General features: G+C 43.0%; 29 protein-coding genes. 17 read left to right on the top strand and 12 right to left on the bottom strand.

Features of this window, described 5'->3' with window-relative positions:
* Entirely contained in the window at positions 1–210 is a 210-nt protein-coding gene (locus J4N45_RS10125) for a hypothetical protein (protein WP_252011282.1), read from the bottom strand.
* 189 nt (positions 211–399) lie between these two features.
* Here J4N45_RS10125 and J4N45_RS10130 point away from each other — a divergent pair, with 189 nt between their 5' ends.
* The 5 genes from J4N45_RS10130 to J4N45_RS10150 all read left to right on the top strand — a co-directional run bounded on the left by J4N45_RS10130 (position 400) and on the right by J4N45_RS10150 (position 4,435).
* Positions 400–684, top strand: a complete 285-nt coding sequence (locus J4N45_RS10130) for a hypothetical protein (RefSeq protein ID WP_252011283.1) — start codon at positions 400–402, stop codon at positions 682–684.
* A gap of 158 nt (positions 685–842) precedes the next feature.
* Complete coding sequence (locus J4N45_RS10135; RefSeq protein WP_252011284.1) at positions 843–2,438, top strand: Lcl C-terminal domain-containing protein; 1,596 nt, start codon at positions 843–845, stop codon at positions 2,436–2,438.
* On the top strand, positions 2,435–2,968 hold the full coding sequence (locus J4N45_RS10140; RefSeq protein WP_252011285.1) for an Lcl C-terminal domain-containing protein: 534 nt from the start codon (positions 2,435–2,437) through the stop codon (positions 2,966–2,968). Before J4N45_RS10135 ends, J4N45_RS10140 begins: the two co-directional genes overlap by 4 nt.
* Positions 2,969–3,077: 109 nt before the next feature.
* On the top strand, positions 3,078–3,500 hold the full coding sequence (locus J4N45_RS10145) for a hypothetical protein (RefSeq protein WP_252011286.1): 423 nt from the start codon (positions 3,078–3,080) through the stop codon (positions 3,498–3,500).
* Between the two features lie 41 nt (positions 3,501–3,541).
* The gene (locus tag J4N45_RS10150) at positions 3,542–4,435 is read left to right on the top strand and encodes a DNA cytosine methyltransferase (RefSeq protein ID WP_252011287.1); all 894 of its coding nucleotides are present in this window, start codon (positions 3,542–3,544) and stop codon (positions 4,433–4,435) included.
* On the opposite strand, the gene J4N45_RS10155 is transcribed toward J4N45_RS10150, so the two are convergent.
* From J4N45_RS10155 to J4N45_RS10170, 4 genes are all read right to left on the bottom strand, one after another.
* Entirely contained in the window at positions 4,416–5,213 is a 798-nt protein-coding gene (locus J4N45_RS10155) for a hypothetical protein (RefSeq protein ID WP_252011288.1), read from the bottom strand. The two genes, J4N45_RS10150 and J4N45_RS10155, sit on opposite strands and share 20 nt — an antisense overlap.
* Positions 5,214–5,317: 104 nt before the next feature.
* The gene (locus J4N45_RS10160) at positions 5,318–5,599 is read right to left on the bottom strand and encodes a hypothetical protein (RefSeq protein ID WP_252011289.1); all 282 of its coding nucleotides are present in this window, start codon (positions 5,597–5,599) and stop codon (positions 5,318–5,320) included.
* 43 nt (positions 5,600–5,642) lie between these two features.
* Complete coding sequence (locus J4N45_RS10165; protein WP_252011290.1) at positions 5,643–6,086, bottom strand: hypothetical protein; 444 nt, start codon at positions 6,084–6,086, stop codon at positions 5,643–5,645.
* Positions 6,086–6,583, bottom strand: a complete 498-nt coding sequence (locus tag J4N45_RS10170) for a hypothetical protein (protein ID WP_252011291.1) — start codon at positions 6,581–6,583, stop codon at positions 6,086–6,088. The genes J4N45_RS10165 and J4N45_RS10170 overlap by 1 nt, the downstream gene beginning before the upstream one ends.
* Before the next feature lie 201 nt (positions 6,584–6,784).
* Here J4N45_RS10170 and J4N45_RS10175 point away from each other — a divergent pair, with 201 nt between their 5' ends.
* Positions 6,785–8,167: a tetratricopeptide repeat protein gene (locus J4N45_RS10175; RefSeq protein ID WP_252011292.1), complete on the top strand. Its 1,383-nt coding sequence runs from the start codon at positions 6,785–6,787 to the stop codon at positions 8,165–8,167.
* A 32-nt stretch (positions 8,168–8,199) separates the two neighbouring features.
* On the opposite strand, the gene J4N45_RS10180 is transcribed toward J4N45_RS10175, so the two are convergent.
* Positions 8,200–9,798, bottom strand: a complete 1,599-nt coding sequence (locus J4N45_RS10180) for a hypothetical protein (protein WP_252011293.1) — start codon at positions 9,796–9,798, stop codon at positions 8,200–8,202.
* A gap of 221 nt (positions 9,799–10,019) precedes the next feature.
* On the opposite strand from J4N45_RS10180, the gene J4N45_RS10185 reads away from it, so the two are divergent.
* The 8 genes from J4N45_RS10185 (at position 10,020) to J4N45_RS10220 (ending at position 14,421) form a co-directional block, all read left to right on the top strand.
* Positions 10,020–10,430, top strand: a complete 411-nt coding sequence (locus J4N45_RS10185) for a LexA family protein (protein WP_252011294.1) — start codon at positions 10,020–10,022, stop codon at positions 10,428–10,430.
* Positions 10,427–11,692, top strand: a complete 1,266-nt coding sequence (locus J4N45_RS10190; RefSeq protein WP_252011295.1) for a Y-family DNA polymerase — start codon at positions 10,427–10,429, stop codon at positions 11,690–11,692. Before J4N45_RS10185 ends, J4N45_RS10190 begins: the two co-directional genes overlap by 4 nt.
* 97 nt (positions 11,693–11,789) lie before the next feature.
* Positions 11,790–12,197, top strand: a complete 408-nt coding sequence (locus J4N45_RS10195; RefSeq protein WP_252011296.1) for a hypothetical protein — start codon at positions 11,790–11,792, stop codon at positions 12,195–12,197.
* Between the two features lie 284 nt (positions 12,198–12,481).
* Positions 12,482–12,727 carry a hypothetical protein gene (locus J4N45_RS10200; RefSeq protein WP_252011297.1) on the top strand — a complete coding sequence of 82 codons (246 nt, stop codon included), beginning with the start codon at positions 12,482–12,484 and terminating at the stop codon, positions 12,725–12,727.
* Between the two features lie 48 nt (positions 12,728–12,775).
* Positions 12,776–12,997 carry a hypothetical protein gene (locus tag J4N45_RS10205; RefSeq protein ID WP_252011298.1) on the top strand — a complete coding sequence of 74 codons (222 nt, stop codon included), beginning with the start codon at positions 12,776–12,778 and terminating at the stop codon, positions 12,995–12,997.
* Positions 12,994–13,263, top strand: a complete 270-nt coding sequence (locus J4N45_RS10210; RefSeq protein ID WP_252011299.1) for a hypothetical protein — start codon at positions 12,994–12,996, stop codon at positions 13,261–13,263. Before J4N45_RS10205 ends, J4N45_RS10210 begins: the two co-directional genes overlap by 4 nt.
* Before the next feature lie 11 nt (positions 13,264–13,274).
* Complete coding sequence (locus J4N45_RS10215; protein ID WP_252011300.1) at positions 13,275–13,757, top strand: hypothetical protein; 483 nt, start codon at positions 13,275–13,277, stop codon at positions 13,755–13,757.
* A 121-nt stretch (positions 13,758–13,878) separates the two neighbouring features.
* Positions 13,879–14,421, top strand: a complete 543-nt coding sequence (locus tag J4N45_RS10220; RefSeq protein WP_252011301.1) for a hypothetical protein — start codon at positions 13,879–13,881, stop codon at positions 14,419–14,421.
* A gap of 64 nt (positions 14,422–14,485) precedes the next feature.
* On the opposite strand, the gene J4N45_RS10225 is transcribed toward J4N45_RS10220, so the two are convergent.
* On the bottom strand, positions 14,486–15,655 hold the full coding sequence (locus J4N45_RS10225; protein WP_252011302.1) for a tyrosine-type recombinase/integrase: 1,170 nt from the start codon (positions 15,653–15,655) through the stop codon (positions 14,486–14,488).
* A gap of 754 nt (positions 15,656–16,409) precedes the next feature.
* Here J4N45_RS10225 and J4N45_RS10230 point away from each other — a divergent pair.
* Positions 16,410–17,591: a coiled-coil domain-containing protein gene (locus tag J4N45_RS10230; RefSeq protein ID WP_252011303.1), complete on the top strand. Its 1,182-nt coding sequence runs from the start codon at positions 16,410–16,412 to the stop codon at positions 17,589–17,591.
* A 124-nt stretch (positions 17,592–17,715) separates the two neighbouring features.
* On the opposite strand, the gene J4N45_RS10235 is transcribed toward J4N45_RS10230, so the two are convergent.
* Positions 17,716–18,090 (bottom strand): hypothetical protein, encoded by a 375-nt coding sequence (locus tag J4N45_RS10235; RefSeq protein ID WP_252011304.1) that lies wholly within the window; start codon positions 18,088–18,090, stop codon positions 17,716–17,718.
* A 292-nt stretch (positions 18,091–18,382) separates the two neighbouring features.
* Here J4N45_RS10235 and J4N45_RS10240 point away from each other — a divergent pair, with 292 nt between their 5' ends.
* Both J4N45_RS10240 and J4N45_RS10245 read left to right on the top strand, forming a co-directional pair.
* Positions 18,383–18,694: a hypothetical protein gene (locus J4N45_RS10240; protein WP_252011305.1), complete on the top strand. Its 312-nt coding sequence runs from the start codon at positions 18,383–18,385 to the stop codon at positions 18,692–18,694.
* Positions 18,695–19,113: 419 nt separating this feature from the next.
* Positions 19,114–20,142 carry an EAL domain-containing protein gene (locus J4N45_RS10245; protein ID WP_252011306.1) on the top strand — a complete coding sequence of 343 codons (1,029 nt, stop codon included), beginning with the start codon at positions 19,114–19,116 and terminating at the stop codon, positions 20,140–20,142.
* A 5-nt stretch (positions 20,143–20,147) separates the two neighbouring features.
* Here the strand turns inward: J4N45_RS10245 and J4N45_RS10250 are convergent, their stop codons facing one another.
* From J4N45_RS10250 to J4N45_RS10265, 4 genes are all read right to left on the bottom strand, one after another.
* On the bottom strand, positions 20,148–20,441 hold the full coding sequence (locus J4N45_RS10250) for a hypothetical protein (protein WP_252011307.1): 294 nt from the start codon (positions 20,439–20,441) through the stop codon (positions 20,148–20,150).
* Between the two features lie 467 nt (positions 20,442–20,908).
* On the bottom strand, positions 20,909–21,832 hold the full coding sequence (locus J4N45_RS10255) for a hypothetical protein (protein WP_252011308.1): 924 nt from the start codon (positions 21,830–21,832) through the stop codon (positions 20,909–20,911).
* Positions 21,833–22,362: 530 nt separating this feature from the next.
* Entirely contained in the window at positions 22,363–23,658 is a 1,296-nt protein-coding gene (locus J4N45_RS10260) for a hypothetical protein (RefSeq protein ID WP_252011309.1), read from the bottom strand.
* Positions 23,658–25,103 (bottom strand): hypothetical protein, encoded by a 1,446-nt coding sequence (locus tag J4N45_RS10265; protein WP_252011310.1) that lies wholly within the window; start codon positions 25,101–25,103, stop codon positions 23,658–23,660. Before J4N45_RS10265 ends, J4N45_RS10260 begins: the two co-directional genes overlap by 1 nt.
* Positions 25,104–25,155 lie beyond the last annotated feature (52 nt).

Consider the following 25,155-nt stretch of genomic DNA (forward strand, 5'->3'; position numbering starts at 1 on the left):
TCAATATCCCGTAGCTGGTTTGACGCTGGTGGAGCCATCAGCGATGCGGCCGTACTCATAGGTAACGGTGCGAATACTATCTTGTTCATAAACCTCAATACGTGCGCCTGAAAGCTTTCCAAACTGGTCGGCCAAGCCCGCAAATAGCGGTAGCATGTCGTGTTCTACCACTTTCTCGAATACCTGCTTTTTATTAGGGTCAACGGGCACGTAATGTCTCCATAACTACTATAAGTCCACTATATGGAGGATTTGGCGTAGATATCGGGAATAGAGGAGCGAATATTGACGCTTATTTTGGAAATACTGGATTAGTGAGCAAAAAACGTCCCGCTAATTGCTAAAAAGTGTCGAGATAGGCTGTATAAATAGAAAACCAACTCAATAAGGAAGCCGCTCATGACAAATCAATCCATAGACCCAAAACAAATCACGATCTTTGGCTTTGGCCTAATGATCATTTTCTTAGCATTGCTGCACTTTCAAGCCGTGGATCTAGGTTACTCGCTATTCGGTTTGGTCATTGACTCAATGATGCCATCCGCACTCGAACAGGCGGATAAGTCATCAGTAATTTTGAAACTGCTACCTTGCTTTGCCGGTTTACTGATGGTTGTATTTGGTACACGCAAAACCATTGAAGCGAAAAAAGCGTCGCAAGAATCTACTGAACAAGAATCATAACTCGAAATCCTTACTTCCAGTCCTTTTGCCCAGCATCGCAGCTGGGCTTTTTTCTTCTAACGATTAAGCGCCGATATTTGACCCTTTAATCGAGAAAATGTCTTTGAAAGTTGTGTAAAAAGTAAACATATGCCACACACAACGGAAAAGGGCAAAACATGAAACGTAGTAAACTAACCTTAGCATTGCTCATGGCGATGACCGCTATAGGTTGCTCATCAGAGGATGGCGATGATTCATCACAATCAAGTAACAGCAATCCCTCGGTAAAGACTGTCACCTATAAAATGGATGATGAAACCTCTGTCAAAGAACCGGAAAGCGGCGTTGTTACATTTACCACACCAATCAGGTTCTCTGGGAGTATTTCTCAAGACGTAACTATGGATTATGTGATCGAACCTGTTGACGCAACACCCGGACTAGATTTTGTAACTGAGTCAGGAACGATCACCATTCCATCCGGTTCAAGAAGCTATGATTTGCCGTTCAAAGTAATGGGCGATGAGTTAGATGAACCAGACGAACAGTTTAAGATTACAATCAGTAACGCCTCATCAGGTGAAATCCTCAAAGACACGACGCTCGTTACGATTAAAGATAGTGATGATGACGCCACGGTATCTTTCGAAACAGATCTCGTTACCGTTGCTGAAGGTTCAGGCCTCTATTTGCTCAACGTAAAAGTGACGCCTGCTAGCGAAAAAGCGGTAGAAGTACCATTTACACTTGGTGGCTTGGCGACTGAAGGGCAAGACTATCGCCTAATCACTGCAAGTCCTCTCGTTTTAGAGTCGGGGAGTGACACCATTCAGCTGAAACTCTTCATAGAATCAGATGATATTAAAGAGGGCGGGGAATCAATAGAGATCCAGTTAGGCACTCCAGACAATGCGTCGTTAGGTGCTATTCCAAAGATAACGTTGCTTATCCCTGGTGAAGTAGGGTTGAACGATACAGGGGTCGTGTCTTACTACAATGGCAGTACTTTTACTGATCCTGCACCTAACAGTAGTTATCCCGGTCAGGATGCGGAGTTTGGTTATGATGCTGAATTTGGCACCACGGTCTATGATGGAGCTGCTGGATTTTCATGGACGAAGCTAGATATCAGCGGTAACGCATTGGCGAGTAGTGCAACTAACTATGAGTGCATCAGAGACAATCGAACTGGACTTGTATGGGAGCGAAAACACGCATCTGCCGCTCTACCAGCTGTATCTACGGATGATGCTTTGCGCTCCCTTTTCACAAATGACCCTGTTGATGCTCATCCATACTCATCAGCAAACATTAGCTATCGTGCCAACAACTACACCTACTACTGGTATAACATGGATGACAATACCAACGGGGGAGGCGATGGAGTTCGTGGGTCAGACAACGCGAACAAGCCACATTCGAAATACAACGTCTCCAATATTTGCGCTTACCCAATTACAAGCAATGCGAAATACTGTAATACCGACGATTACATTAAGCATCTAAATTCCGAAGCGTTTTGCGGTTTCCAAGATTGGAAGGTGCCGGCTATTAATGAGCTTCGATCAATTATCAATTACCGAACGACAACTGCGGATGTAGGAGAAGTTGAGTACTTTGACCATATGGCTGCGGGTACTTACATTTCGGCGACGCCATCTGCTAACGGTACCGGTCAAGCTTGGTGTATGAATTCAGTTAATGGGCAAGCGATGTATTGTAACAAACATCTAGCCACCTACCTGCGTGCAGTCAGAGGAGATAAGCAATGATGAAACTGTTAACTCATGTCGCCGTTGTGGGCGCAGCAATCGCATCGTCTGCAGCATTCGCGCAAACGTGCTCAGAGAACATAACACCGAGCCATCCGGAGGGGCAGTACATAGCTGATAATGGGACGGTTACTGATGTCGTCAACGGCTTAGAATGGCGATTGTGCACACTAGGTCAGACCGCCAATGGTACCAGTTGTTCGGGCACTCCCACGAGCTACCAGACATGGCAGCAGGCTTTACAGGCAGCATCACTGAATACCTCATTTGGTGGTTTTGATGACTGGCGTTTGCCGAATATAAAAGAACTCGCGTCGCTCGTTGAGCACAGTTGTATAGCACCTGCTATCGATCTTACGTATTTTCCAGATACTCCATCCTCACCCTATTGGACGAATACCCCAGACGGGTTTGATGTTAATACTGCTGTTGGTTTAGAAGGGCTGCTCATAGATTTTAACGACGGTACCGAGTTCGTTACGGACACAGTGACTAGACGTTATATTCGAATGGTACGAAAGCTTAACTAACAAAGTACAAGCAGTTAAAAGGCACTCCAAACGTTTGGGGTGTCTTTTTTATTTAATACCGCAATCAGGTATGTATAACACTCCTAATAGCAACTGAAAGGGTAACAACATGAGAGTACTACTAATTTTGGGGCTTCTTATTACAACGACTAGCGCAGCCGAAGAGATTCCCACCAGCAAAGATCTTTTGGAGAGGCGTATAGCCAATCTAGAAGTAAATGTGATTGACGCAATGCCTGATCTTTATGAAGAAGAGGCAGTGAATAAAGCACTTCGACAACACCAAGAGTATTTGATGTTATGTTCCAACAAACTCGCTACGAGCCTGTGTGAACAAGCGATGAAACAGGTTCACATACTCCGTCAAACCGCGAATTCTCACCTTCAGCTCAACAAAGACATGAACGAGATGTGGGCTCTGGAGTATGAAATGAGAATGCTGGAAAGGGGTTCGAAACAAAAAGAGGTCAAAGGCTGGGGAGACTTCTATAAGTCATTGGGCATACTTCCTTTAGGTCCAGTCAGTAAATAAGTGCTTCAAGTTAACTGCATAACTATACATAAGGAAAGAGTATGGAAGTGAGCGTGAATAGCTATTTTTCTGGCGCAGGATTGTTTGATGCAGGCCTTGTTGAGTCAGGTATAAAAATAAATCAGGCATTTGAGCTCGATGGGGATGCTTGTAAAACCTACAGGGCAAATTTTGGTAATCACATAAAACACTGCGATTTAACAGAGGAATTAGTTCTGGAGCAAGATAGTTCTCACGGTATGGTATTCACTTATCCATGCACTAAATATTCAACGATAGCCGACATTCATGGGGTGCGCACCGGTGATGATCTCTTCCTTCATGCGCTGCGTCATTTGGCGATAGCCACGCCAGATTTTTATGTCATCGAGAACGTACCGGGACTCAAAGCTTTTCCTATTGTCATGGAGGCCATGACGAAACTATCTGGGTACTATGTTCAGGTATTTTGTCCCGTAAAATCAGAACTTTGGCTTCCCCAAAAGCGAAGTAGGCTGATTATTATAGGTACACGGCGTGAGTTCTCGATAAGACCGCCTGAGAATCACAGGCCAGTCTCGCTCAAGGATATATTGGAAGACGATCCAAGAGTGACCTTCCCCAAAGCGATCTACAATAGGATGAGTGGTCAATATAGAGACCTACCCATAATATCAGATCCAAATAAAGGAGATCTCGCCCCCACATGCGTTGCTCACTACGCTAAAGACAAGTCGACTCGTCTTGTAGTCGACAACCGATTTCCATTAGGGGTTCGTCCGTACTCTGTAAGGGAGTACGCTCGTCTGCAGGGTCTCGATGATAGCTTTGTCTTTCCGGTTTGTGATACTAGTGCGTACAAACAGATCGGCAATGGCGTCTCAAAACCGATCGGAGAGTGGGTTGGCAAAGAAATGCGGCGCTATATTCAAAAATTTAATCGTCTTGCGGCGTAATGCGAGTGTGTTGTGCCACCCAAAATACACCGTCGCACGGAGCACCAAATTCAAGCTTTATACCACTATTTTCGTACGAATCTTTGCGGGACAACCTTGGCGCGGAGACTTCATGGTAATCAATGGGATCGCGTGAAATGAAAAACCCTAGTTTGGATGGTTTGACTTCACGCTCCCAAAACACGCGGCATCGGTAGTGGTAACCCGTTGGTCTCCGAAAAACGACGTCCTCACGACCAAAATATGCCACCAGCTCTAATGAATCAACGTGAATAGCCATAGTAGTGACGGCCACATTAACCTGTGCTGACTCTAAACCGAGTTGTTTTAGCGTTTGAACTTGGGACTGAAGCAAGTCCAATTGCTTGTCAGCGTCCTCGAACTTGCGCTCGCGAACAATCGCAACGGTAGGTTTATGTGTGATTAACTGGCTCGAATGAGCTTTATCGACATGAACAGCGATACGAGTAGCATCTTCAAGGAAAATTGGTTGCCTAGAGCATCGTTTGTCATTCAGTGACAATAAATCGTAGAGATCATAACATTCCGCAGCTTTCGATTTGATCTTATCAAAGAGTGCTTGATTGCCATTAACATGGCATATGTAGCGAACGTGTTGTGGCTTGCTTACAACGACTTTGCCAGCCATGTTGAAGCCAGGGGTGTACTTGGGGTAGGCATTCAGTCCAAAACAACCCAACTCTGTACAGTTCGAAGTGACAAAATCGAAAAAACTCTCCTCTCGGCTAAAAAAGGTAGCCCAATCAGATCGGTTCATGTCGTCATCTCCAAATATGATGCAATAGCATAAAATGCGATTGTACATCAACTGGTCGTGACTCACAATTTTGGGCTAGTTCATGCTAGGCGAGAGGGCAAACATCACTTCGCTTTTGATCGATACCGTCTTAGTGTAAGAGTTTCGTGAATCTGCGGGAACGAATTGCCTGAATAGTAGCGATGAGCCTCATCGATAGCTAATACAGGGGGACCCGGTCGCTTGTTGCGAAAGAATCGGCCTCTGGGGAGGGTGTCATTGCGGTTTAGTTTGTGTTGCCATTCAAGAAACGCTGCAGTCTTTAGGCGATACTTCTCCTTACGCTTAGACATTGCATTCAGCTGCTCGATGTTAAGGCCTTGAGGCAATGATTGCTCTACTATCATGAATTGGCTCCTTTCGATATTTTACTTAGAAGACGATTGACTGCTACTCGGTGTAGTCAAACGATATTAGTCCAAGGGAGACGCCATTAGTGACGATCAAGCTAAACTGTTTATCTTCGTCGAGTAAATCTGAATTCTGTGGGTCAACTCTAAGACCCAATGAAGTGTCTAGGCCCATCCCGTATCCTTCTAATGGGATAGAATATTCAGAACAGACAAGGGCTGATGCTTCTATATTGAGTCGACTCGTTGTGTAATTCATGCGTTTCCGTACCTTCACAGAACAGTCCAATGGTTTGAGACCGCCAAAGGTTAAGACAGGGAAAGTGTCAGTTTCGTTGTACTCTAAAATGACTATTCCTCCGATTGGGAGAATGAAGTCACTTCCTAACGGCATAGTTTTGTTAGATGGGGGAGAGAACATAGACATTGTAACTGCTACGACTGTAGCGAGCCCCACGAGATATATCAAAACAAATCGAGTCATTACATTTCTCCCTTCTTGCCTGGGTTGAGATACTTTTCTAAGTTTGCCGTTAAGACCGATACGAGGATTTCAGCGTCGTTCAAAGCATCTAGAGGATCGCGATTTTTGCTCTCTTGCAATTGTTGCTTTAGCCAGTTTGAAGTAGAAGGGTCGTTCAAGAGTGTCAACTCCTGAGCGTTTCCTATCAAAGATTGCTTACTTTCAAGATATCCTATTGCTTTATCAGCATAGTCGTCTCCATAATCCACTTGAACCAAGCCATGCATCTCTAGTTGTCGACCGATAGCTGAAAGTCGATCTTCAAGGGCAAATAGACGTGGTAGATTTCCCATATTGGTTACGGAGCGACTAATATCACGGGCGAAGTCATCAAGCACCTTGGCTTTGTCCATTCGATGATGGCTAGGTCTCTCGATACCATCTTTCTCTGACTGTAACTCTTGGCAAAGCCACAATAATTCTATCCCTCTTCTTATCTCACTATTTATCGCAGACATTAGATTACCTTGTGGATGTATTGAGTATGCTTTTAACCTTTATACATAAGATTCATTGTTGATTTAGCGAATAGAGAGTGAATATTCGTCACCTAATCAATGGAAAAGGCAAAGATACCTATGTGGTTGTGGTGTCACTGCACTTTGTTGCGCTCATTTGATAAACTCAAGTAGGAAGTTAAGGAAGACAAGGTGAGTTACATGCAAAAAATCGGACTAGGACTGTCGCTGTTGATAGCGACGCTGACAAGCAGTCATGCAGCAGAACAACACGTTGCAGAACTTAGCAAAAGCATCCTACAAGATACGATTCTTCATGGGACCAGAGAAGAGACTGCGGTTAACCCTTCGTTTGAATCGAGGCTGGAGAACGCATTTGCAACTCACCGTTATGTAGGTGTAATTGCTGAACTTGAGCGCCGCGCTCAAGGTGATAAACCAAACCTTGATGATTTGGTAACGCTAACGCGCATTTACGCAGATTCAAAAGGGGACGTATACGATATTGATAAACTAGGCTACTACCTATATCGAACAGCAGAGCGTGGTCATACGGAATTCCAAAATGTAATCGGCTTTGGGTATTTGAACGGAAGTTCAGCTCCAAAAATTACCAAAGATGAAAGCAAAGCACTTTATTGGTTTAAAAGATCAGCAAATGCAGATGATGCAGAGGGACAGTTTTGGTTAGCGGAGATGCACAAAAATGGATGGGGTACGGCAGTAGATGTAGAAAAAGCCTTGTACTGGTATACCAAGTCGGCCACAAATGGATACCTATACTCTAACGTTGAAATAGGTCTTTTGTATCAGTACGGAGAGGGTATACCTCAAGACTTAACTAGAGCTTTTGAGTTCCTATATATCGCAGCTACCGGTGGGATACCAGCGGCATATGAGCTGGTGGGGCATTACTTGTATTATGGCCATGGAACAAAGCAAGACCGGAAGCATGCCAAACTGTGGCTAGAAAAATCATTGCCCTATGGAGGGAATAGTGCTCGATGGCTCCTGGGGGTGATACATTTGACAGGAAGCGCAGGAACAACAGATTTTCGTTTAGGCCAAACCTATATCAATCAAGCCGCCGCAGCCGGTGTAACAGAGGCTCAACAGTATTTGAGATCAGGTTGTTTACCGGAAAGCTTAGAGGTATTTGCCATTCCGCTCGCCTGTTCCGATCGTCAAACTATTAACGAAAAGATAGTTGCGGCAGGAGGGATAAGAAAAAACCATAGCGACCAATCCCGCGATATCGATGTCTATGACGCGAGTCGACTACTCAATGGTGCGACGACGCTGACGGTGACGTACTTAAACGACGTCTTTGCATCTGCAGAATACACGGTTAATAACGATTCACTTAAAAAACTAGCTCCTGCACTAAGCGCTAAGTACAACCGTCCCTTTAGTACTGCAAACAATAGCCCACAAAATGTCGCTGGAATCGATGTGTATTTGCGCGAAACACCATTGGGAATGGGTCGATTAAAATACACAAATCCGGTAGTGTTCAATAAGTTGAATCAACAAAGCGCCGTAAATGACGCGCAAGCTTTAGAAGACTATAGCAATAACTTTTGAGATCTAAAGCAATAGTCAACTATGTTTGGTCGTTACAATAAAGGCAGTTGAACAGGGTTAGTAGTGTTCTTTGCGAATATTGTTTTAAGGGCATCGAAGCGTTTATCAAAGTAACTCATCTCGCTAATTGTGATTGCCTTACGCACCATAGGCTCAAACAAATGCCAATTAATTCGTTTGTATTGCTCAAAAAGCAATCGAGGGACAGTTGCGTAGCCTAGAACCTGCCAAGCTAGTTCCACCAGCTCAAGCTTGCAGTCACTTTCATTCACAGACATTGAAAGTGCGGGAGCTTCATCTGATACCAATGCGTTAAACAACGTCCAAAATGTCACGATATCGTCTTCGGTTACCAGTTCATAGAAGTCGTCCATTAGTGAAAACTGATCATATCCAAAGCTATCACGCTCATAGGTGAACTCTGTATAAGGTTTGCTACTAACTATCTGCTTACGCTTGTACTCGTCTTCAAGTCTGTTGACCACGATCGACCCTTTTCGGAGGTTGCCGGAACTGTATCGGCCGAAAATCGCGGTAAAACGAGAAGCGTCACAACTACAATCAATCCCGTATAGGCGCATAAGCAGAAGTCTCGGGTTCAATTTGCTTGAAGATGTAGAATCGCTTATCCCCAACATGTGAACTTTGGTAAAAGCTGGTTTCCTCGTGCGAGGGTTCTTCAGCATCAAAAGCTTTTCAATATCACTGCAGCTCAGTTCAAAATCTAACCCTTTATTCTTCAAACACGGAACCCCAAGCGTGATGTTGCTCGGGTAGCCAAGTATTTCGAGCATAGTCAAAGCATGCTGTTCAATATTGTTGGTTCTATGAATTGGTAATACGATGTTTGTTCGCTCTGCTAGCCACAGAATGTCGACTCGATGTCGCTGGATAATGTCAGCGGCTTCTGCCGCGCAGTAAGGGGCATCAGGGATAACAAATGTCAGATTCTTTGAATGACATCGACGTTGTGGAGTGATTGCCCGGTATTCATCCATTACCCAATTGGAGTTTATTGATTTGCCTTGGTTTACCATGGTGATCAAACCGTTATCAATGAAAACGGGTAGATGCTTGGCCGTATTGAGAACGGAAGATAGCAACTTTGTGTTTAGTGACCGATTCGTTCTCGCTAACGTGGTACCAATTGCGCACCCTGCAGCGGCAAAGCCAAGCCCGTATAAGTCGGCAATACCAGAACGGAAATATATGGGTTCACTTCGTTTCTCACGTCGAAGGTATCGAGTGATTCTATGTAGGCTTGAAAGAAATTCTGAACTGGTACAGATGGACGATTTAAAATAACTTGCAGCGAATGCATTAAGGCACTTTTGTTTTTTTGCTCCAAGGAGGAGGCCTAGCAAGGCAGTCTCACTGGAAGTTAGAAGACAAAAAACTTCTCGTTCACTATGCAAGCGTTGTAGTTGGGTGATACTGTTTTTGTGATGAAGTCGCTTGTACTCTCTCGGTGTCATTGCATGACCGCAAGGCGTGACAGTGTAGCTTGAGTATGGGACGAGACCTTCGGAACTTGATAGTATCAGTATCTCTTCAAAGTGAGCATGTTGAGAGGGTGAAACATTCTTAACGAAAGCTTCGCCGATTATCAGAACAGCTTTTGGCCCATTCATATAGAAGTCCCCATGTCATAAACACATGTGATACACAATTCGGCGTGTTATTAATACAATCTCAAAATATGCTATCGCATATACGGGGGAGGGACGTTTGCCACCACTCCACCTTCATCGCGTGAAACTGTCTATTATGTCAACAGTCAGCAACGGAGGGCTTGAGTTATCCTAGAATTAGATACACAATCGATACTGTATGTATAAACAGTGTTAGTCCAATGAATGTTTTAACTATCCCAGTTTCTTGTGGATTTAATGGCTTTGAATCACCAGCAAGTGATTACAAGTGTCTGGAATTGAGCCTTGATGAACTTCTGATCGACAATCCATCAGCGACCTTTCTCGCTCGTGCGTCTGGCATCAGTATGGTAGGCGCAGGGATACTTGATAATGCAGTGCTGGTGGTTGACCGCAGCGTTACCGCAGAACACTTGGATACAATCATCTGCAATTACAATGGTGAAATGTTGTGTAAGCTTCTTGACTACGAGAATCGTCAATTGGTCTCTGCGTCGCCACATTATCCGTCAATCAAGATCAGGGAAGATGATACATTCACGATCGAGGGTGTCGTGACTCGGGTTATCAATCTCAACCGCCCATGCCGACTGTTTCAGGGTAACGAATGAGTGCCATTGCCTTAGTTGATGCCAATGCTTTTTACTGTGCAGCTCATCAGGTATTTGATTTCCGGTTGCGCAATAAGCCTATTGTCGTGTTAAGCAACAATGATGGCATGCTGATAGCCGTCAACAAGCAAGCGAAAAACCTAGGAATAAAGCGCTTCAGACCTTATTTTGAGATGAAGCCGCTTCTTGATCTACACAAAGTGACAGTGTTCTCTTCAACATATGAACTCTACGGTTCACTTTCAAAGAAAATGCATGATGTGATCGCTTCTTTTGGAGAAGAGCACATAAACTATTCAATCGATGAAGCGTTTCTGTTGTGGAAAAATACAGAATTGCTGTTTGACTACGCATCGCAAGGGAAAAGAGTTCGAGAAACGGTGTGGAAACATACGCGTCTACCTGTGTGTGTGGGCATTTCGAAGACTGCTACCTTAGCCAAAGTGGCTAATCATATCGCAAAGAAGGTCCCTGGCTACGATGGTGTCTGTACCTTAATGTCTGAGAATGATATCGAAAACGGACTTAGGGTAATTGAAATTGGTTCTGTGTGGGGTATTGGTCACCGGCGCGAGAAAACGCTCAAACATATGGGGGTAACTACTGCGTTAGATCTCGCACGTTCGAACATCAGCAAAATGCGTAAAGAGTTCGGCGTAGATATGGAACGCACTGTTCGCGAGCTCAATGGTGAACAATGCTTTGCTTTTGAAAACGGGAGGGCCGATAAACAGCAAATTTACAGTACAAGAAGTGTCGGTGAGCGAATTACTACCCTAGAAAAACTCCAACAAGCACTTAGTGCGCATGCCGACATAGCTTCAGCAAAAGCGAGACAACAAAAGAGCCTCTGTAAAACGATGATTGTCTTTGCCGGCAATTCCCCTTTTGATGCAGAGTCACGTTACAACAAACAGATCACCCATCATTTTGATTACCCTACTGCTGATGTTGGAAAAATTACACGCCAAGTGTCCCGTATGGCTGAGCAAATATTTACGAGTGGCGTTCGCTTCTACAAGATCGGGGTAGGGTTGATCGAACTCGTTGAAGGTAAGCATGAACAATATGATCTCTTTGCATCGCAGCCAAATAATGAGCTGATGAAGGTATACGATGACCTCAACTCTCGGTTTGGCAAAAACACCATCTTTCTCGGTGCACAAGGAATAGCGGGAAAGCAAGATTGGAAAATGAGGCGCGACCGAATGAGCCCCCTTTACACAACATCGTGGAATGACATTCCTGTTGTAAAGTGCTGACACGTTTAACTGATAACCGGCAACATATCTCACCTTAATAATCCAACGTTATGTGTATCACTGTCCTTACTCCAAATAAGATAATAGGAAGGACACCATGTTGAAGTTGATGATTGCCATAGTAGTCGTAGTGGCTGTAGCTCCTGCTGTGTCAATGATGCATACGGCTCACACCATCGACGTTGCTCTCAAAGAGTCTAAACAAGCAATTCAAGACGCAGAGCTCAATGCACACTCACTGCCGTTAATAGGCACAGTCGAAGACACTCAATATTTACTGGGAAATAGCAGCGGCCTGTTTAGTCCAAGGAAAGTCAGTGTACGGGGAACTCTCTTAACACTCCAAGATAATCAGCTGGTTGGAATTTCAGTCCCCTTTGAGCATGTGAAGAAAGGAACTGAAGTTCGTCGTAGAGAAAGCCTTCACTCGCAAGACATTATCTGTTTGGTCTCACCAGTTTCAACAAGTTGCAGCTATGAACTGCCGGTTAACACATTCCGTTAGCACTGGAACTTCACTCCATGACTACGAAAAAGATTAGTGGGCGATTTTAACGCCTCTATTTCATAACTTACAGCAAGCGCCGTTGTATAACTTATTCATACTCATAACAAGGTAAACAAGGTATGCATGATTCTGGCAAAAACGCGGCGTATAAAGAATGGCTGAAAAGACTATCAGATAGTGACTGTCGACCAAGGGGTAAATATTTTCGCCGTCAGAACTCTGGTGAAGAGCCCAAACTTAGAGCCATTCAAAGACCCTTTAAATGCTAGAAGGTTGATGACATGAACAAAATTGAACAACTACTCACTGAACAACTAATGGGCCCATGGCCGCAAGCAGTTGTGAATGCCATTGCTTGGTACGTGGCGACATTTTTAGCCAATGCCATAGCACATGCGAGAACACTGGAAGAAGCGTTAACATCACCCAGTTATTATATAGCGACCGCACTTACAACAGCTTGTTTAATCATCTGGGCCTATAAAGCAAAAACCGCAGACAAAAGGAAGTGGGAAAGTTTTAAATAGGGAAGGGCGCATGTCATGAAATATCAACAAAGTACGAAGCAATTTCTAATGTCTCCACAGACACTAGAGCAGACGGCAAATAATCTCGTTTATGCTCTAATACGTGTCAGAGAGGCCGGTGGAAAACCACTTAGCCCATATCAACTTGAAGGCGGCATGGATGCTTGTGACCATGCTCAAGCGAGCATCGTTGACACAGCAAAGGTTCTATCAATCGACCTAGGTCACCATCGTTTCAATCTGATTGACCTTCGAGGTGTGGAACGATGAGTAACAATCAAGTTGAAATATCAATGGACGGACTGAGAGAAAGTCTAAGCAAAGAGCTCTCAGAATTATCAACGCTTATAAAGCAGTCAATCAATGAAGGAGAGGTCGATGTAGATGTTCTTGAGCATTTGAATGAGGTGATTGCCCATACTAACTGCCTAAACACCGTTTCATTGGAAGGTTCAAAGACATTTACCAACCTTGGCCATATAGAGCTCCCTCATTTAGAAGTGACAAAATCTGGCGAGTGCCGCTTAATAGAATAAAGGAATTAACGATGATCATTGACTTCAACAAAGACCCGTTTACCCAAGATGAACTCGAAGATATTAAGAAAGAGTCTAAGCGAATAGAACACATTAAGTTTGGTGTCCAAGTAATAGCCTTCATCTTTATGGTTATCTTTGGGGTTCAGCATGCAGTGAATTCTGAAACTGAACAAGGTATAACTCAAGCATTGGCTATTATTTTGGTTTCATTTTTTGGAATTTGGCTTCTTGGAGATCTATTTGCGTTATCCAATACTAAGTTACGTTCAAGACATCAGCTTGAAGATACAAATTGCTCACCGAAGGATGTATGGCAATATGTGAGGCATCGACCGGACCTTTTGCTATATGTGGATAAAGTTATAGCAATGAAACGCTCCTTAATTGTTCTAGAAGTTAATGAAATCAAGGAAGCTTTTGAGCAAACCAAAAAAAAAGACGCCTTGAACAATTGGATAAGTGATTATTCTGCATTGAAAGACAACAAATAGATCTTGCAGGCCCAAAACCCTGCATCAGCCCAATGTAACTCGAAGACATTTACTTATTTGTAGCTACACTTGCCGTCTATAAATAAGGCATACGTTCCATTGGAATAAAGGAATAGTAATTATGATTATTGACTTCAATAAAGACCCATTTACTAAAGACGATCTTGATATCATAAAGAGGGACAATGAGTTCAAGGACAACATTTGTAGCGTAGTTCAATTCTTCGTGTTTTTTTTCATACTACTATTTGCACTTCGCTTAGGAATAAACCCTGAGAGTGAAGATGATTCAGCACTGGCGATAATACTGGCATACCTAGCCTTTGGAAGCTTGCTGTTCTCTAAGTTGATAATTGATAGTCTGATTCCTAGAAAACTGGTTCAAGTGTTAGAAGTAACCAAGTTCCCATCCAAACGAGAACTTGAACAGAGTAACTATTCACCAAACGATATATGGAACTTAGTAAAAAACGACTCAGAACTCTCTTCGTATGTGGACAAAACCATCGCAATGAAGCGCCCATTGATCAACCTAGAAGTTGAAACCATCATTCAGACAACACAAGGAATCAGTCAGCAACGCAAGTATGATGTGTGGGTACGCAACTATCAATTGTTAAGGGGAATGACTAACGCCTCCCTGAACAAGCCAAATGGTAGCTGATTAGATAGTGGACCAACTACTACTATCGTCTAGTTGGCCTAGTTTGGATAACCATAACCTGGTATCAGTAACGACGGTTCGCACGTTTTCTGGCCATTGCCGATTCTCTAGCCAAGATGTTCCTACCATAACGCAGAACCATCTGGGGGCTGGACCACCTACCGGCTTGTTGAACCTGCAGAACCGTATAACCTTCCTCCAACAAATCCTGACAAGCCCCGACACGAGCAGAGTGGCCTGAGAATCGGGAAATCCCAACAGACTCTAACCCCAGAATTTCCCAGCATTCATAAAAGGTCTCTTCCATCTGCCTCGTGGTTAGTTTCCTATAATCTTGCTCACCGGTCTTCTTATTGACTGTTACAACTTGCTTAATGGCTCGGTTATGTTTTGTGAGGGAGGTGAACACGAAAGATTCGGATATCGTTGCGTCTAGCTTAGACATTTCAATATATTCAGCGAGAACTGATACCGCAATTTCGCTTAATAGAACAGTGTCAGGATCACCAGAATGATTGGTTTTAGTAATGGGGATCGTTAATATTGCTGTACCATCACCAATATATTCAATGTCCTGAAATCGGATGTTAGCAATCTCAGATATACGAAGCATAGATTCGTAACCCAAGGTCAAAACTGCTAAGTTTCTGCGATCTTTAAGGGAAGGGGATTTTCTCCAATATTCGGTAATCTGGTCTAAATGACGCTCCCTGAAAGCGGTGGCCTGTCTTATTCTTTCACCTTTTTTGGCTTTAGTTCGAATAATACCAACGTATTTATCGCGTAGTATTTCATCCATCATGGGATCGGGGCATCCCGTAATTCTATGCATCTTAGAAATAGCCCAAATATAGGACTTGATGGAGTTTCGATGTATTTGCTTACTTTTATACGACAGAAACTCTTCCAACACCTCAGCAGTCGCAGGTAACGAATTGTGAGAGTTAGCCGCGCACCATTCAACAAAAATACCCCAGTTCGTTTTGAGCTGGTCTATGGTATTGTCAGAGTAACGATCTTTGCGCTGACTGAACTCAACAAGTAGGTAATCGATACAAACACGGATTTGCTGCATCATCTCTTTGGATGCGCCATACTCTCTAGTGTATTCGATAGCCTTAGTCACATGTTCTGGACGAAGTTCTTTAAGGTTACGCGGTAACGTAGGGGCAGGCGGATAGTTTCGCTCAGCCTCACTGTCGTGTCGAGTGATCAGCGTAGGTGTCGTTGTCATAATTAACTCAAAGTCGTTGTGGGCAAACTCTATTGGTAAAAACCGGCCATCTGGGCAGACTTTATTGTCCATACGCCCCATGAAACTGTAAGTATACACAGTAGCCTTAATTTTCTCAACTTCCTATAATTGTAATTATGAGAAGTTGAGAAGTAACAACGTAACGTTTGAAAAGTATCGTATTTATCCAACCATTTGACACGATTATTAGAAGCTTGAGGAGTTCGTTGCGATGAGAATTTTCAAGGTGACTTACGTGGATTCTATAACAAGTCATCGTCAGACGTTGTTAGTAAGCCCGTTGGTAGAACCTGAGTCTTTAGTGAAGCTTCTTTGAATCAGCAGAAGGACAACGTATATACCAAGTATGGATACGGATAATGATGTTAAGATCCCAAAGAGTAAAGCAAACTGTTCGATAGGTTGTATCTGTTGTAGTAGTTGAAAAGTTTCCACTAGTTCTTTCATCTTCTAATCCTATCTATATAAGTGGCTGTATCTATGGCTATCTCGCCGTTTGCATCTAAGACTGATTTGAGCAATCTCTGTGACTGCTTTACTCAAGCCAAGGCTGTTAGTATGTATTAGCTATGGTATAGGTCTTTCGGACTAAAAAACCGATTAGTGGCCTAAATCTCGTCTACTACGCATAAATCGAACACCGAACACCTGTTTGTTCGATTTGACTGTTCGATTTGGTGTTTTGTTCGCCATCTGCTATGATAAAATCTCGATTTCTTTGAGTGACATTGACATGAACAACACCTCTTCTAGCAGTGATAACGCCCCACAAAACTCTCACCAACTCAGTGATGAGGTAGAGAACACGAGTGAAAAAGCCGGTACCAAGAAGGCTCAGTTAGAACGTCGCGAGAGGATATATCACATTTGTGAGGAGCTTTTTAGAACTGGACAGACTACTTCCGTTCGGAACGTTTTGGCCAGAATGCCTGATGTAAACTCCACATCTACCATCAACGTCGATGTCAGAAGATGGAATGATGAGCAGAAGGCAAAAAGACTCAGCTCATTTCAACAAAATGGCTTCAGCGATGAGTTTGTTCAGTTATGGTGCCAAGAAATCGACCGATTAAGTTCGAGAAAGGATCACGAACATAATGAAGAAGTTTCTCTGTTGAAAGATGAAGCAGATGTAACGAACGAGTGTCTTGTTAAAGCTGAACTAGAACTCGAACTGCGAACTGCTGAGCTAGCAGATGCTACGACTCTTATGGCAGAAATGAAGACCGAACTTCGTTTGGCACAAGATAAATTAGAGACAGCCCAAAAAGAAACTACTCAGCGTCAGACAGACCATAATGCTCAGTTAGCGACCCTCAATGAAGAGCACCAAACTGCCCTTTCTAATCTCAAATCTGATCATGAAGCTACCGTGTCGAAACTACAGGAAGATAATCAACAGCTGCAAGCCAACTACACTGAAGCAATGACGAAAGTTGGTGCAGCATCAGCCGAGACGGAGCACGCCAAATCACAACTCGCAGAGATGAGAAGTGTTGTCGATGAACTGCGTAATTCCCTTGAAACAACGAAAGGCAAACTTGTCGAAAGTGGTAATGAAGTGTTGAAGCTTCAGGGTGATAAACAAACAAACGAAGTGTTGATTAGCCAACTCACAGCATCAAGGGATCAGCTTAAAATAGACTTGGAGCAGGTTAATACACAATTCTCTGATACTTATAAGCAGAATATACAGTTACAGACAGATCTGAACTTAGCTCAAACTCAAAAAGAGACACTGAATGGCCAACTAGCCATGGCCACTCAGCAAAATACTGACATGCGTATCACGATTAGTGAGCAAAGTGGTACCATCGAGAGAATGGAAGGAATGACTAAACGACTCGAACTCGAGCGTCAAGACCTAAGTGATAAACTTAGCAAGCTGCTGCCCAAACCCGAGTCGGATTCATAGAACATGTCATGTTTGGCCGTTGTAGTTGACGGCCCAATTCACCATAGGCTTTTTTGTGAAGAACATAGGCGCTCACCTCTTGAATTAAGTATTAATATTAGATTGTTTAGATGACGCAGCTTCACTAATAGTTCGATAATACTTCTTCGGATACTTTCTCGTAAGAACGAGCTAAGTCTTCAAGAGACATCCCTGCCCTTCTATATGCGAATCTATCTAGAAGGGCTTTACGGTCTGATTCAGATAAGGCCTTGTCCTGATTATCAACACTCCATTTTGCAAAGTCTTTTGAGACATCGATCATACTGCGAGATAGCCTCTGCATTTCAGCAATTTTATTGATGGCTGACTCTGGCATATCCACTTTTAAGATATCTGCCTGACTACGCTGGTCTGATGTATCGTCTACTGAATCAGCATACACATGCCCAGAACTGACTCCTGCAATAAGAAGAGTCGCTGTAAGGTAAGAAAGTGCCTGTATTGTTTTAACGTTCATGATACGTACCTAGTTAATGAGTCACTAACCTAGTTATACAAGACAACTCTATAGAATGTGCTGATTAAGGAGCCTATTTTCGCTCCCTAATTGCTGCACAAATCATATTGAATAACAATTTCCCGTTGAGTAAACCTTAGAGGTCCTGGGGTTTGTGCGGATAGACGAACGATCATCTCATAAGAATTAAGCTCCCGTGGTAAGTAACTCAATGTCTGATAATCAGATTCTCACTTAAATACGTCAAATGGATTGTATAACAAGTCTGAGATCCCATTATTCGGAGCGAATCATGAAACAACGCAGCACTACTCTTACCGAAGCAATGTCGCGTTCAAAGCTAGCGCACATAAACAGCCATATCTCGACAATGGAAGAAATGAACAAGAGTTTCCACGAACAGTTCGGGCTGGTTGGGATTGCAAGTAAGGTGGCACATCTTTCCAATGGTGTACTAAGCATTCAAGTAGGAAACAGTATTCTGCTTACAAGGCTTAGGTTTCAAGAATCATCGATACTAAAGTGGGCTAAAGAACTAGATTCTAGCGTGACGCAAATCAAACTTTCGGTAAACCCATCTCTCTGTGCAACTGGAACACGTTAAACGGAGAAAAACGAAGCACTAATCGATACTTTTCTTAAAGTAACTTAGTAGTATGAACATGTAAGGTATCAAACCACCTTATATATCTAAGTGTAATCGTGCTCATCACGACGTAGCCAAGGCCGCACTCCCAAAGGTGTGGCTTTTGCATTTTTGGTCAAAAGATATACAAGTTTTCAACAATTTCTGTGGATAATTTCTTCTACCAGTACTGAAGACCCGTAGTTCGTCAATGGTTGAGTGGGCGATGATTTAAAAGACCCCCTTTATATGCGATAGCATAATATGCAATCGTATTAATTGTTGTTCACGATCTTAATGTTAAATAGCTAAATTAGTGGCTCTATTTACTTAAAACCACACACAAAAGTTATATAAATCAGTTAGCAATTATTCTCTCGACCAAAGGAAACCAAGTCATGGCGCTCTGCTACCGTTCTAAGTACAAACAAGAAATAGTGACGCTAATAGGGTCCATAGTTACTCCACTTGCCTGCGCGACCGGCTTACTACTCGTTCTGTATTATAAAAACATCGTTCGTTTGAATCACATAGATACGGGTTTAGTAGCAGCCATTGTAGGTGTGATCGTAGGTATTATCCTGTGCAACAAACTTATCATTGCCCAGGCAAGGCAAGTTTTTGAAACCAAATCCATGCTCAATTATGGAAACCGGCTTCGAACGGCAATCGAGAACCAAGATATCAAGCCATACTTCCAATCTAGAGTTTCAGAGACCACCAATAAAATCTCAGGTTGTGAAGCGCTTGCAAGATGGGAAGACGGAGATAATCTAGTGAGCCCTGCAGAGTTCATACCCACCGCCAAACTTACTGGACAAATAAAAGATATAGACTGCGAAATAGCCATTCGATCGATCTATCACCTTGAGCGCTGGCTCAGTCGAGGGTTAATAACCGAACCATTCACCCTTTCTTTCAACATCAGCGCCGAAACACTTAATGACCAAAAGTGTGTTAATCGTATAAAGGATGCGGTTTCTAGTGTTGCTTGCCCTATCGTCACAATAGAAATTGAGATCACAGAAGAATCTGTACTGCATCTTAATGATACCGTAAACGATCATATTCAAGCACTTCGAGCAGCTGGAGCAAACTTCGCGATCGATGACTTCACTGCAGGTCATTGTTCAATGCACATGCTCAACAAAATAGATTTCGACACGATAAAATTAGATAAGTCCTTACTGACCAATGAAGTTGCAGCTCCCAAGAGGAGGGATATTAGCTTCAACATGATTAAGTCTTTTGTTGAACTTTCAAAACGATTAGGAATGGAGACGACATTAGAAGGGATTGAATCGGTAGAAGCTCTCGACTTCTACCGACCGTCTGGGATAGAGAACATACAAGGCTTTTTGTTTTCAAAACCGTCCTGCGCTTATGAGTTCGAAAAGCACTATCGCCAATTCAATTATGAGAAATAGTGCTGCTATTTTTTTGCTTCTGCGGCGCTTGATGCGATTTCTGATCGATATTTAGCGTCCAAAACCTCCAATTCGCCTCCCTTGACGATCAGCAGAAACACACTATCCACTTGCTGTTCTAATTCGCTATCTGCATAGTGCTCATATCCACTGACAATTTTGTCGCCATACCTCTCTGCCAATTCACCGAACCTCTCATCGCTTACGTAGGTTTTATCAACTACATGCTGAGACGCGGTGACGTGGGCAGACAGCAAGACCGTCAATGACAGCGACACTGTTGAAAAAAAATGTTTCATAATCCATCTCCGACCGTGAGTCATAAATCATTCATACAACGTCTTTGACTGAAATTAAGTAGTTATTTACTAACCTAGCGCAAATAAGTCCGATTTTCCTGAACTCATCACAGTTTTGGGCCATCCATTGGTCTGTAGTTGCCAATCATAATATCCAAAGTCGGCCTTAATGACATTCAAAGAAGACGAAGAAGGATAGTGAATATCAGGCAATGAAATACATAGGATTGGAAGTAGTTGGTGCACGAAGCTACGGCGAATACATCCATCGTTCACGGTTATCTTTTCCTTCCAAGACAATAAGCAAATTGCGCCTAACAAGACGGCGGTTTCTCCCAGCGGTAATTGATATCCTAATGTTGAATTAAACAGGCACATGTACCCTAGGATAGCCAACACAACAATCAAGCATCCTCTAAGGAAATTTAGAGCCGGTATAGTTGTGTAGTACGTGGTGTGGATAATGCTCATTGGCAGACCTCCAAGATTCGACGATAACAGCTGGGTACTTTCTTAGCGAACCAGTCGTAGTGGTGAGATTGTTTAATAAAAGTTAACTGAGTTTTTGATGGCACTTCCCTTCCCCAAACTGCAACGGTATTTCTTGAACCTAGTGTTTTTTCCAAATAGGAATCAGCTTTAGGGGTAAGTGCTTTTAGATCGATCAAGTAGGCAACCAAGCCCATAGACCAACATAATTCGATGAATAAAGGGTCATTCGATAGGTAAACGTTCGGTGAGGTGTTACTACCTTTAATGTAATTCCGCACGAACGGAACAGGTTCGCTAGAAGTACCATCTAACTCGATAAAAGTGATGCGAGATTGCGCCATGACAAGAACCGCGTAACAGTTACAAAGCTTCATCAAATTTTTTGAAACTGCACGAGGTAGAGGGCCATACACCTTCTGCAATACATCAGCCAACTGCTTGCTATCTGGAATATAGACTAAATTCGAGCAAGCCTTTAGTTGATCATTTGTTAGTCCAAATCTCTCTAACTTACTGGACAAAACACTAACTCGCGTTAAATCACGTATTACCTCAAACAATTTTGGCTTTTCAGGCAGCAATTTGGTGTATACATTCAGTGGGAGCTGTACGGACGCAGCTGTCGCCATTTCCCTGACATTATTCTTGATGCTGTCTTCATTAAATAGGGTTAATGCATCTAAGAGATCAATAGACTTGCAGTCTTCACAGTATATAGACCCAGTACCCATATAGTACTCTGCGTTGCCACCACACTTTGGACACATCAAAGTCACTCTGTCTCCTTGTAGATTGCTTGGAGCCAGGTGCGAAAACAATTCTCTGAACAATTGTTCATTAAAGCTTGGGTATACCTGAGTAGAAAGAAATGATTGAACTTGCGTGTCGAGCTCTGACATACAACCTCCTGCCTGTGTTAACTCTCAAGATAATGGCGGGAAATCGAGATCTTTTTAGCGAATTGAGGACGTTTTTTTTCAGATTGGAGCTGCAAAGTAAAAAATGTTGGCCCTTTAAACTCTTGACGGAAGCCAATAAAGTTTGGCTAATTACAATAAAGTCTGATCACTTCCATTAAAGTTTGTTCATTTTCTTTACGCAAAAACTACTGTCGAGCCGAGATTTCATGTTGCGACAAGGTTTAAAGTGAGAAAAACGATCAAACTATATTGGCAAACTTAAGCATTTATTTGCGAACTGACTACACAAAAATGATCAAACCTTACGCACTCATTCCCGTTAGATTGGCTTTAAAGGAGCGAATACCGATCAGACTTTATTGTTAGCCCATAGTCGGAAGGTGATTCGATAGATGGCTTTACTAGTGTGCGAGTCGAAATGAGCGGAGCTAGGTGTTAGGTGTTAAGAAGTAAAGGAAGGATATTGTTAGGTCGGGCAGTGCTTGACCGTATACCCGACCTTTGTTTGTCTAATACCAACTGTTGGAAGTGCGACAGCTGAATGTGGCTTCATCACAACCAACCACTACGTAATGCTGATATCGATTACTGTCGATTTCAAGCAATGGTAATTTCACGCCAAGCCCAAGTTCACCTTCTGGCTGGGGGATTAACACTGTTTGTTTGGCAACCTCTCTACCGTCAAGAGCATCGCCCATCTCAAATATTAGTCTTAATGGTAGACCTTCCATTCTATCCTGTGCATAGAACGCGAGCAGCGTCTCGTCGACCTCGATATCATACTGATATTCAAATTTATCCCATACACAAAGGGTATTTGATGATTGCTTTGGCCAAACCATCTCGTCCTTCACTCTAATATCTCCTACACGAACATGGTGATAGGTACCAAGTAACGGAATTGTAAGGGTTGATTGCCCACTGAGAACCGGTTTTAAAGATTCTGCTTGAGCATCGTTATCAAAAGTAACGCAAAACTGCCCAAGTTTCAGAACTGGCCCTTCACCAAATCCCAACCCGACAGTTAAACCTTCTTTTACCGTGCCTTGTTGTACCGCACGATAAAATGCAGTGACACTGTAACCCATATCAACTAGTAGTTGTTCCATTTTGTCTGAAAACCGCCCATCACCGAAACCTCTAACATCCAATGTGACGTTCAATGCCTTTGCAGAAACACGCTCCATTAACAATGGTTCACCAAAAATTCCCATGTTGGTGTAGTGCTTGTTAATTTCATAGGCAAGACGTAGTTGTTTGGACTGGTTTACTAGATCCCGTAGATAGGTTTTCTTTACTCGTAGCCGGTTAAGAGTTTGAGGGCTCTCACCTAATTGCTCCAACTGTGCAATGCGCAAGTCCAAAACTTTTAGTTGTGATACAAAAACATGGCTAGGGTGCTTATGGAACCGGTCGACATTAACTTCTATCTGGTTAGACATCCATAGCTCTTGCATCTGTTCGACAAACGTAGCTTCATCGAGCATGACCACGACTGAAACCTTTGTACAAATAAGCCCTTCTTTACATGGCTGCGAGTCAACATTCTTATCGATGATGTCTACCATTAGTGGCCAATAGACTTTACTCATCACGATATCTTCTTCATGCAGACTTGCTTTACCAATAGCAGAGCGAAGCTGAGCTTTCTTTATCGCATTTCTTGTCGCCTCATCAGAGAGCTGGGCAATCAAAAGAGGGCTTGTTCGCTCCTTACTAGTAACCGTGCTTGCCTCACCGGAGTATTCACTGGCGTAGCCATGAACGCATAAAAAAAAGAGAACACCGATCATCCATCTATTCATCACTCAACACCTTTCTCAAAACCACAATCATCACTAGTGCAATCTTCTATGAACCAAGGTCGCGATGAGGATACCTCTCTTGCCTTTGAGGGGGAAAAGGTTTCAATTCTCATTGGGAAAAGACCACGACGACCATCTACGGGAAGTTTTATTCTCGGTGATACGTTAAATATCTTGTTTAACACATCATCATTAAAGTAAAGACTTGAACAGTTTCTTCCAGCGCAACGTTCTGAGTAATCGACAGCTTCTCTAGTAAATTTGGGTTGGTAATATTCCTGGTTATAAGCAGCACGAACTGGCACCCAATGAGCCAATGCCTCGCTCTCAGCACGGAACGTTGATGGTAAATCAAACATTTTCACACGATAGTTCAGTTTGGCTTCTAGATTGACTGTCGAGCGTTCACCGTTAGCACTTCTCAGAATTAGCTCACCATGTACAAACTGGCAGAAGGCATTTGGGTATTGGTTTCCATGTACACCCAAAGTATTGTTGAACTGGTTACTATGCATGCTATCGTCATAATACCCTCTCCCGATTGATATCCGCTGTCCGTTCACTACAAGATCCACTTCGGGTTGAGTGTGGAGCATGGTAACGTTTGACGCGGATTGATGAGCCATTAGTTGGGCTACATTTTTATAGCTCAAGCAATCATATCGACCACGCCAGATGATCGTCTCTTGCTTTGTGTACGGGTTTGAAAATGTTGTTTGCGAGTAATGATGGTTAAAGCGAAGCTCATCTTTGAATTGTCGATATCGCTGTTCCATCATTAAGTTAACAAACGTTGGTTCGAACCTTGGATTAGTAACCCGATAAACAGCGTATTGGTCCTTACCCGTTTCTACTTCAATCAAATCATCATCAATTCGATACACATCAAGCCTTTGCGGATCAACATTAAAACCGTCAAAGTGTTCCTTGTTTTCAATGCGCTCTAATAAATCCAACTCTTCGTCTGCAGAAAAGCTTATCCAACGATTTAATAGAGCTTGGTTAATGTTTTTAGATATCGAGTTAATACGATATTTCTGCTTCATCGCTGAGAGAGCTGCAGTCTGTTGACCAACGATGTCCGTCAATGAATCTGTATCTAGGTCACGCATCCGAGAACGAATATCTTCCGAAACGTCATCACTAACGTCGACACGCACCTTCGTAACCAGACACACATGCTCACCACATTCTTCGAGCCTTTGCTGAAGGATCTTTGTCTGTTCAACAATAGGTCGATGTGCGTATGTAACATCAATATTATCTGACATCGTGTATTTTCTCGTCACCGGCTTTAGAGCATCTTCTTTTGCCAACTCCACTCCTAGAACTTCGGAGAAAGAACTGGGTTCTCCGAACACTGGGATCAAGCTGTCTCCATACAACTCGCCGCTATACGCATTGGTACCAACCATCATTAGCAGTAATCCCTTGAAGTACTTCATGTGCATTCCCATAAAATTGAAGAGCCCGAATGTTATTTATACACATTCGGGC

Origin of the sequence: Vibrio sp. SCSIO 43140 (assembly GCF_023716585.1) — a bacterium.
GTDB classification, from domain to species: domain Bacteria; phylum Pseudomonadota; class Gammaproteobacteria; order Enterobacterales; family Vibrionaceae; genus Vibrio; species Vibrio maritimus_B.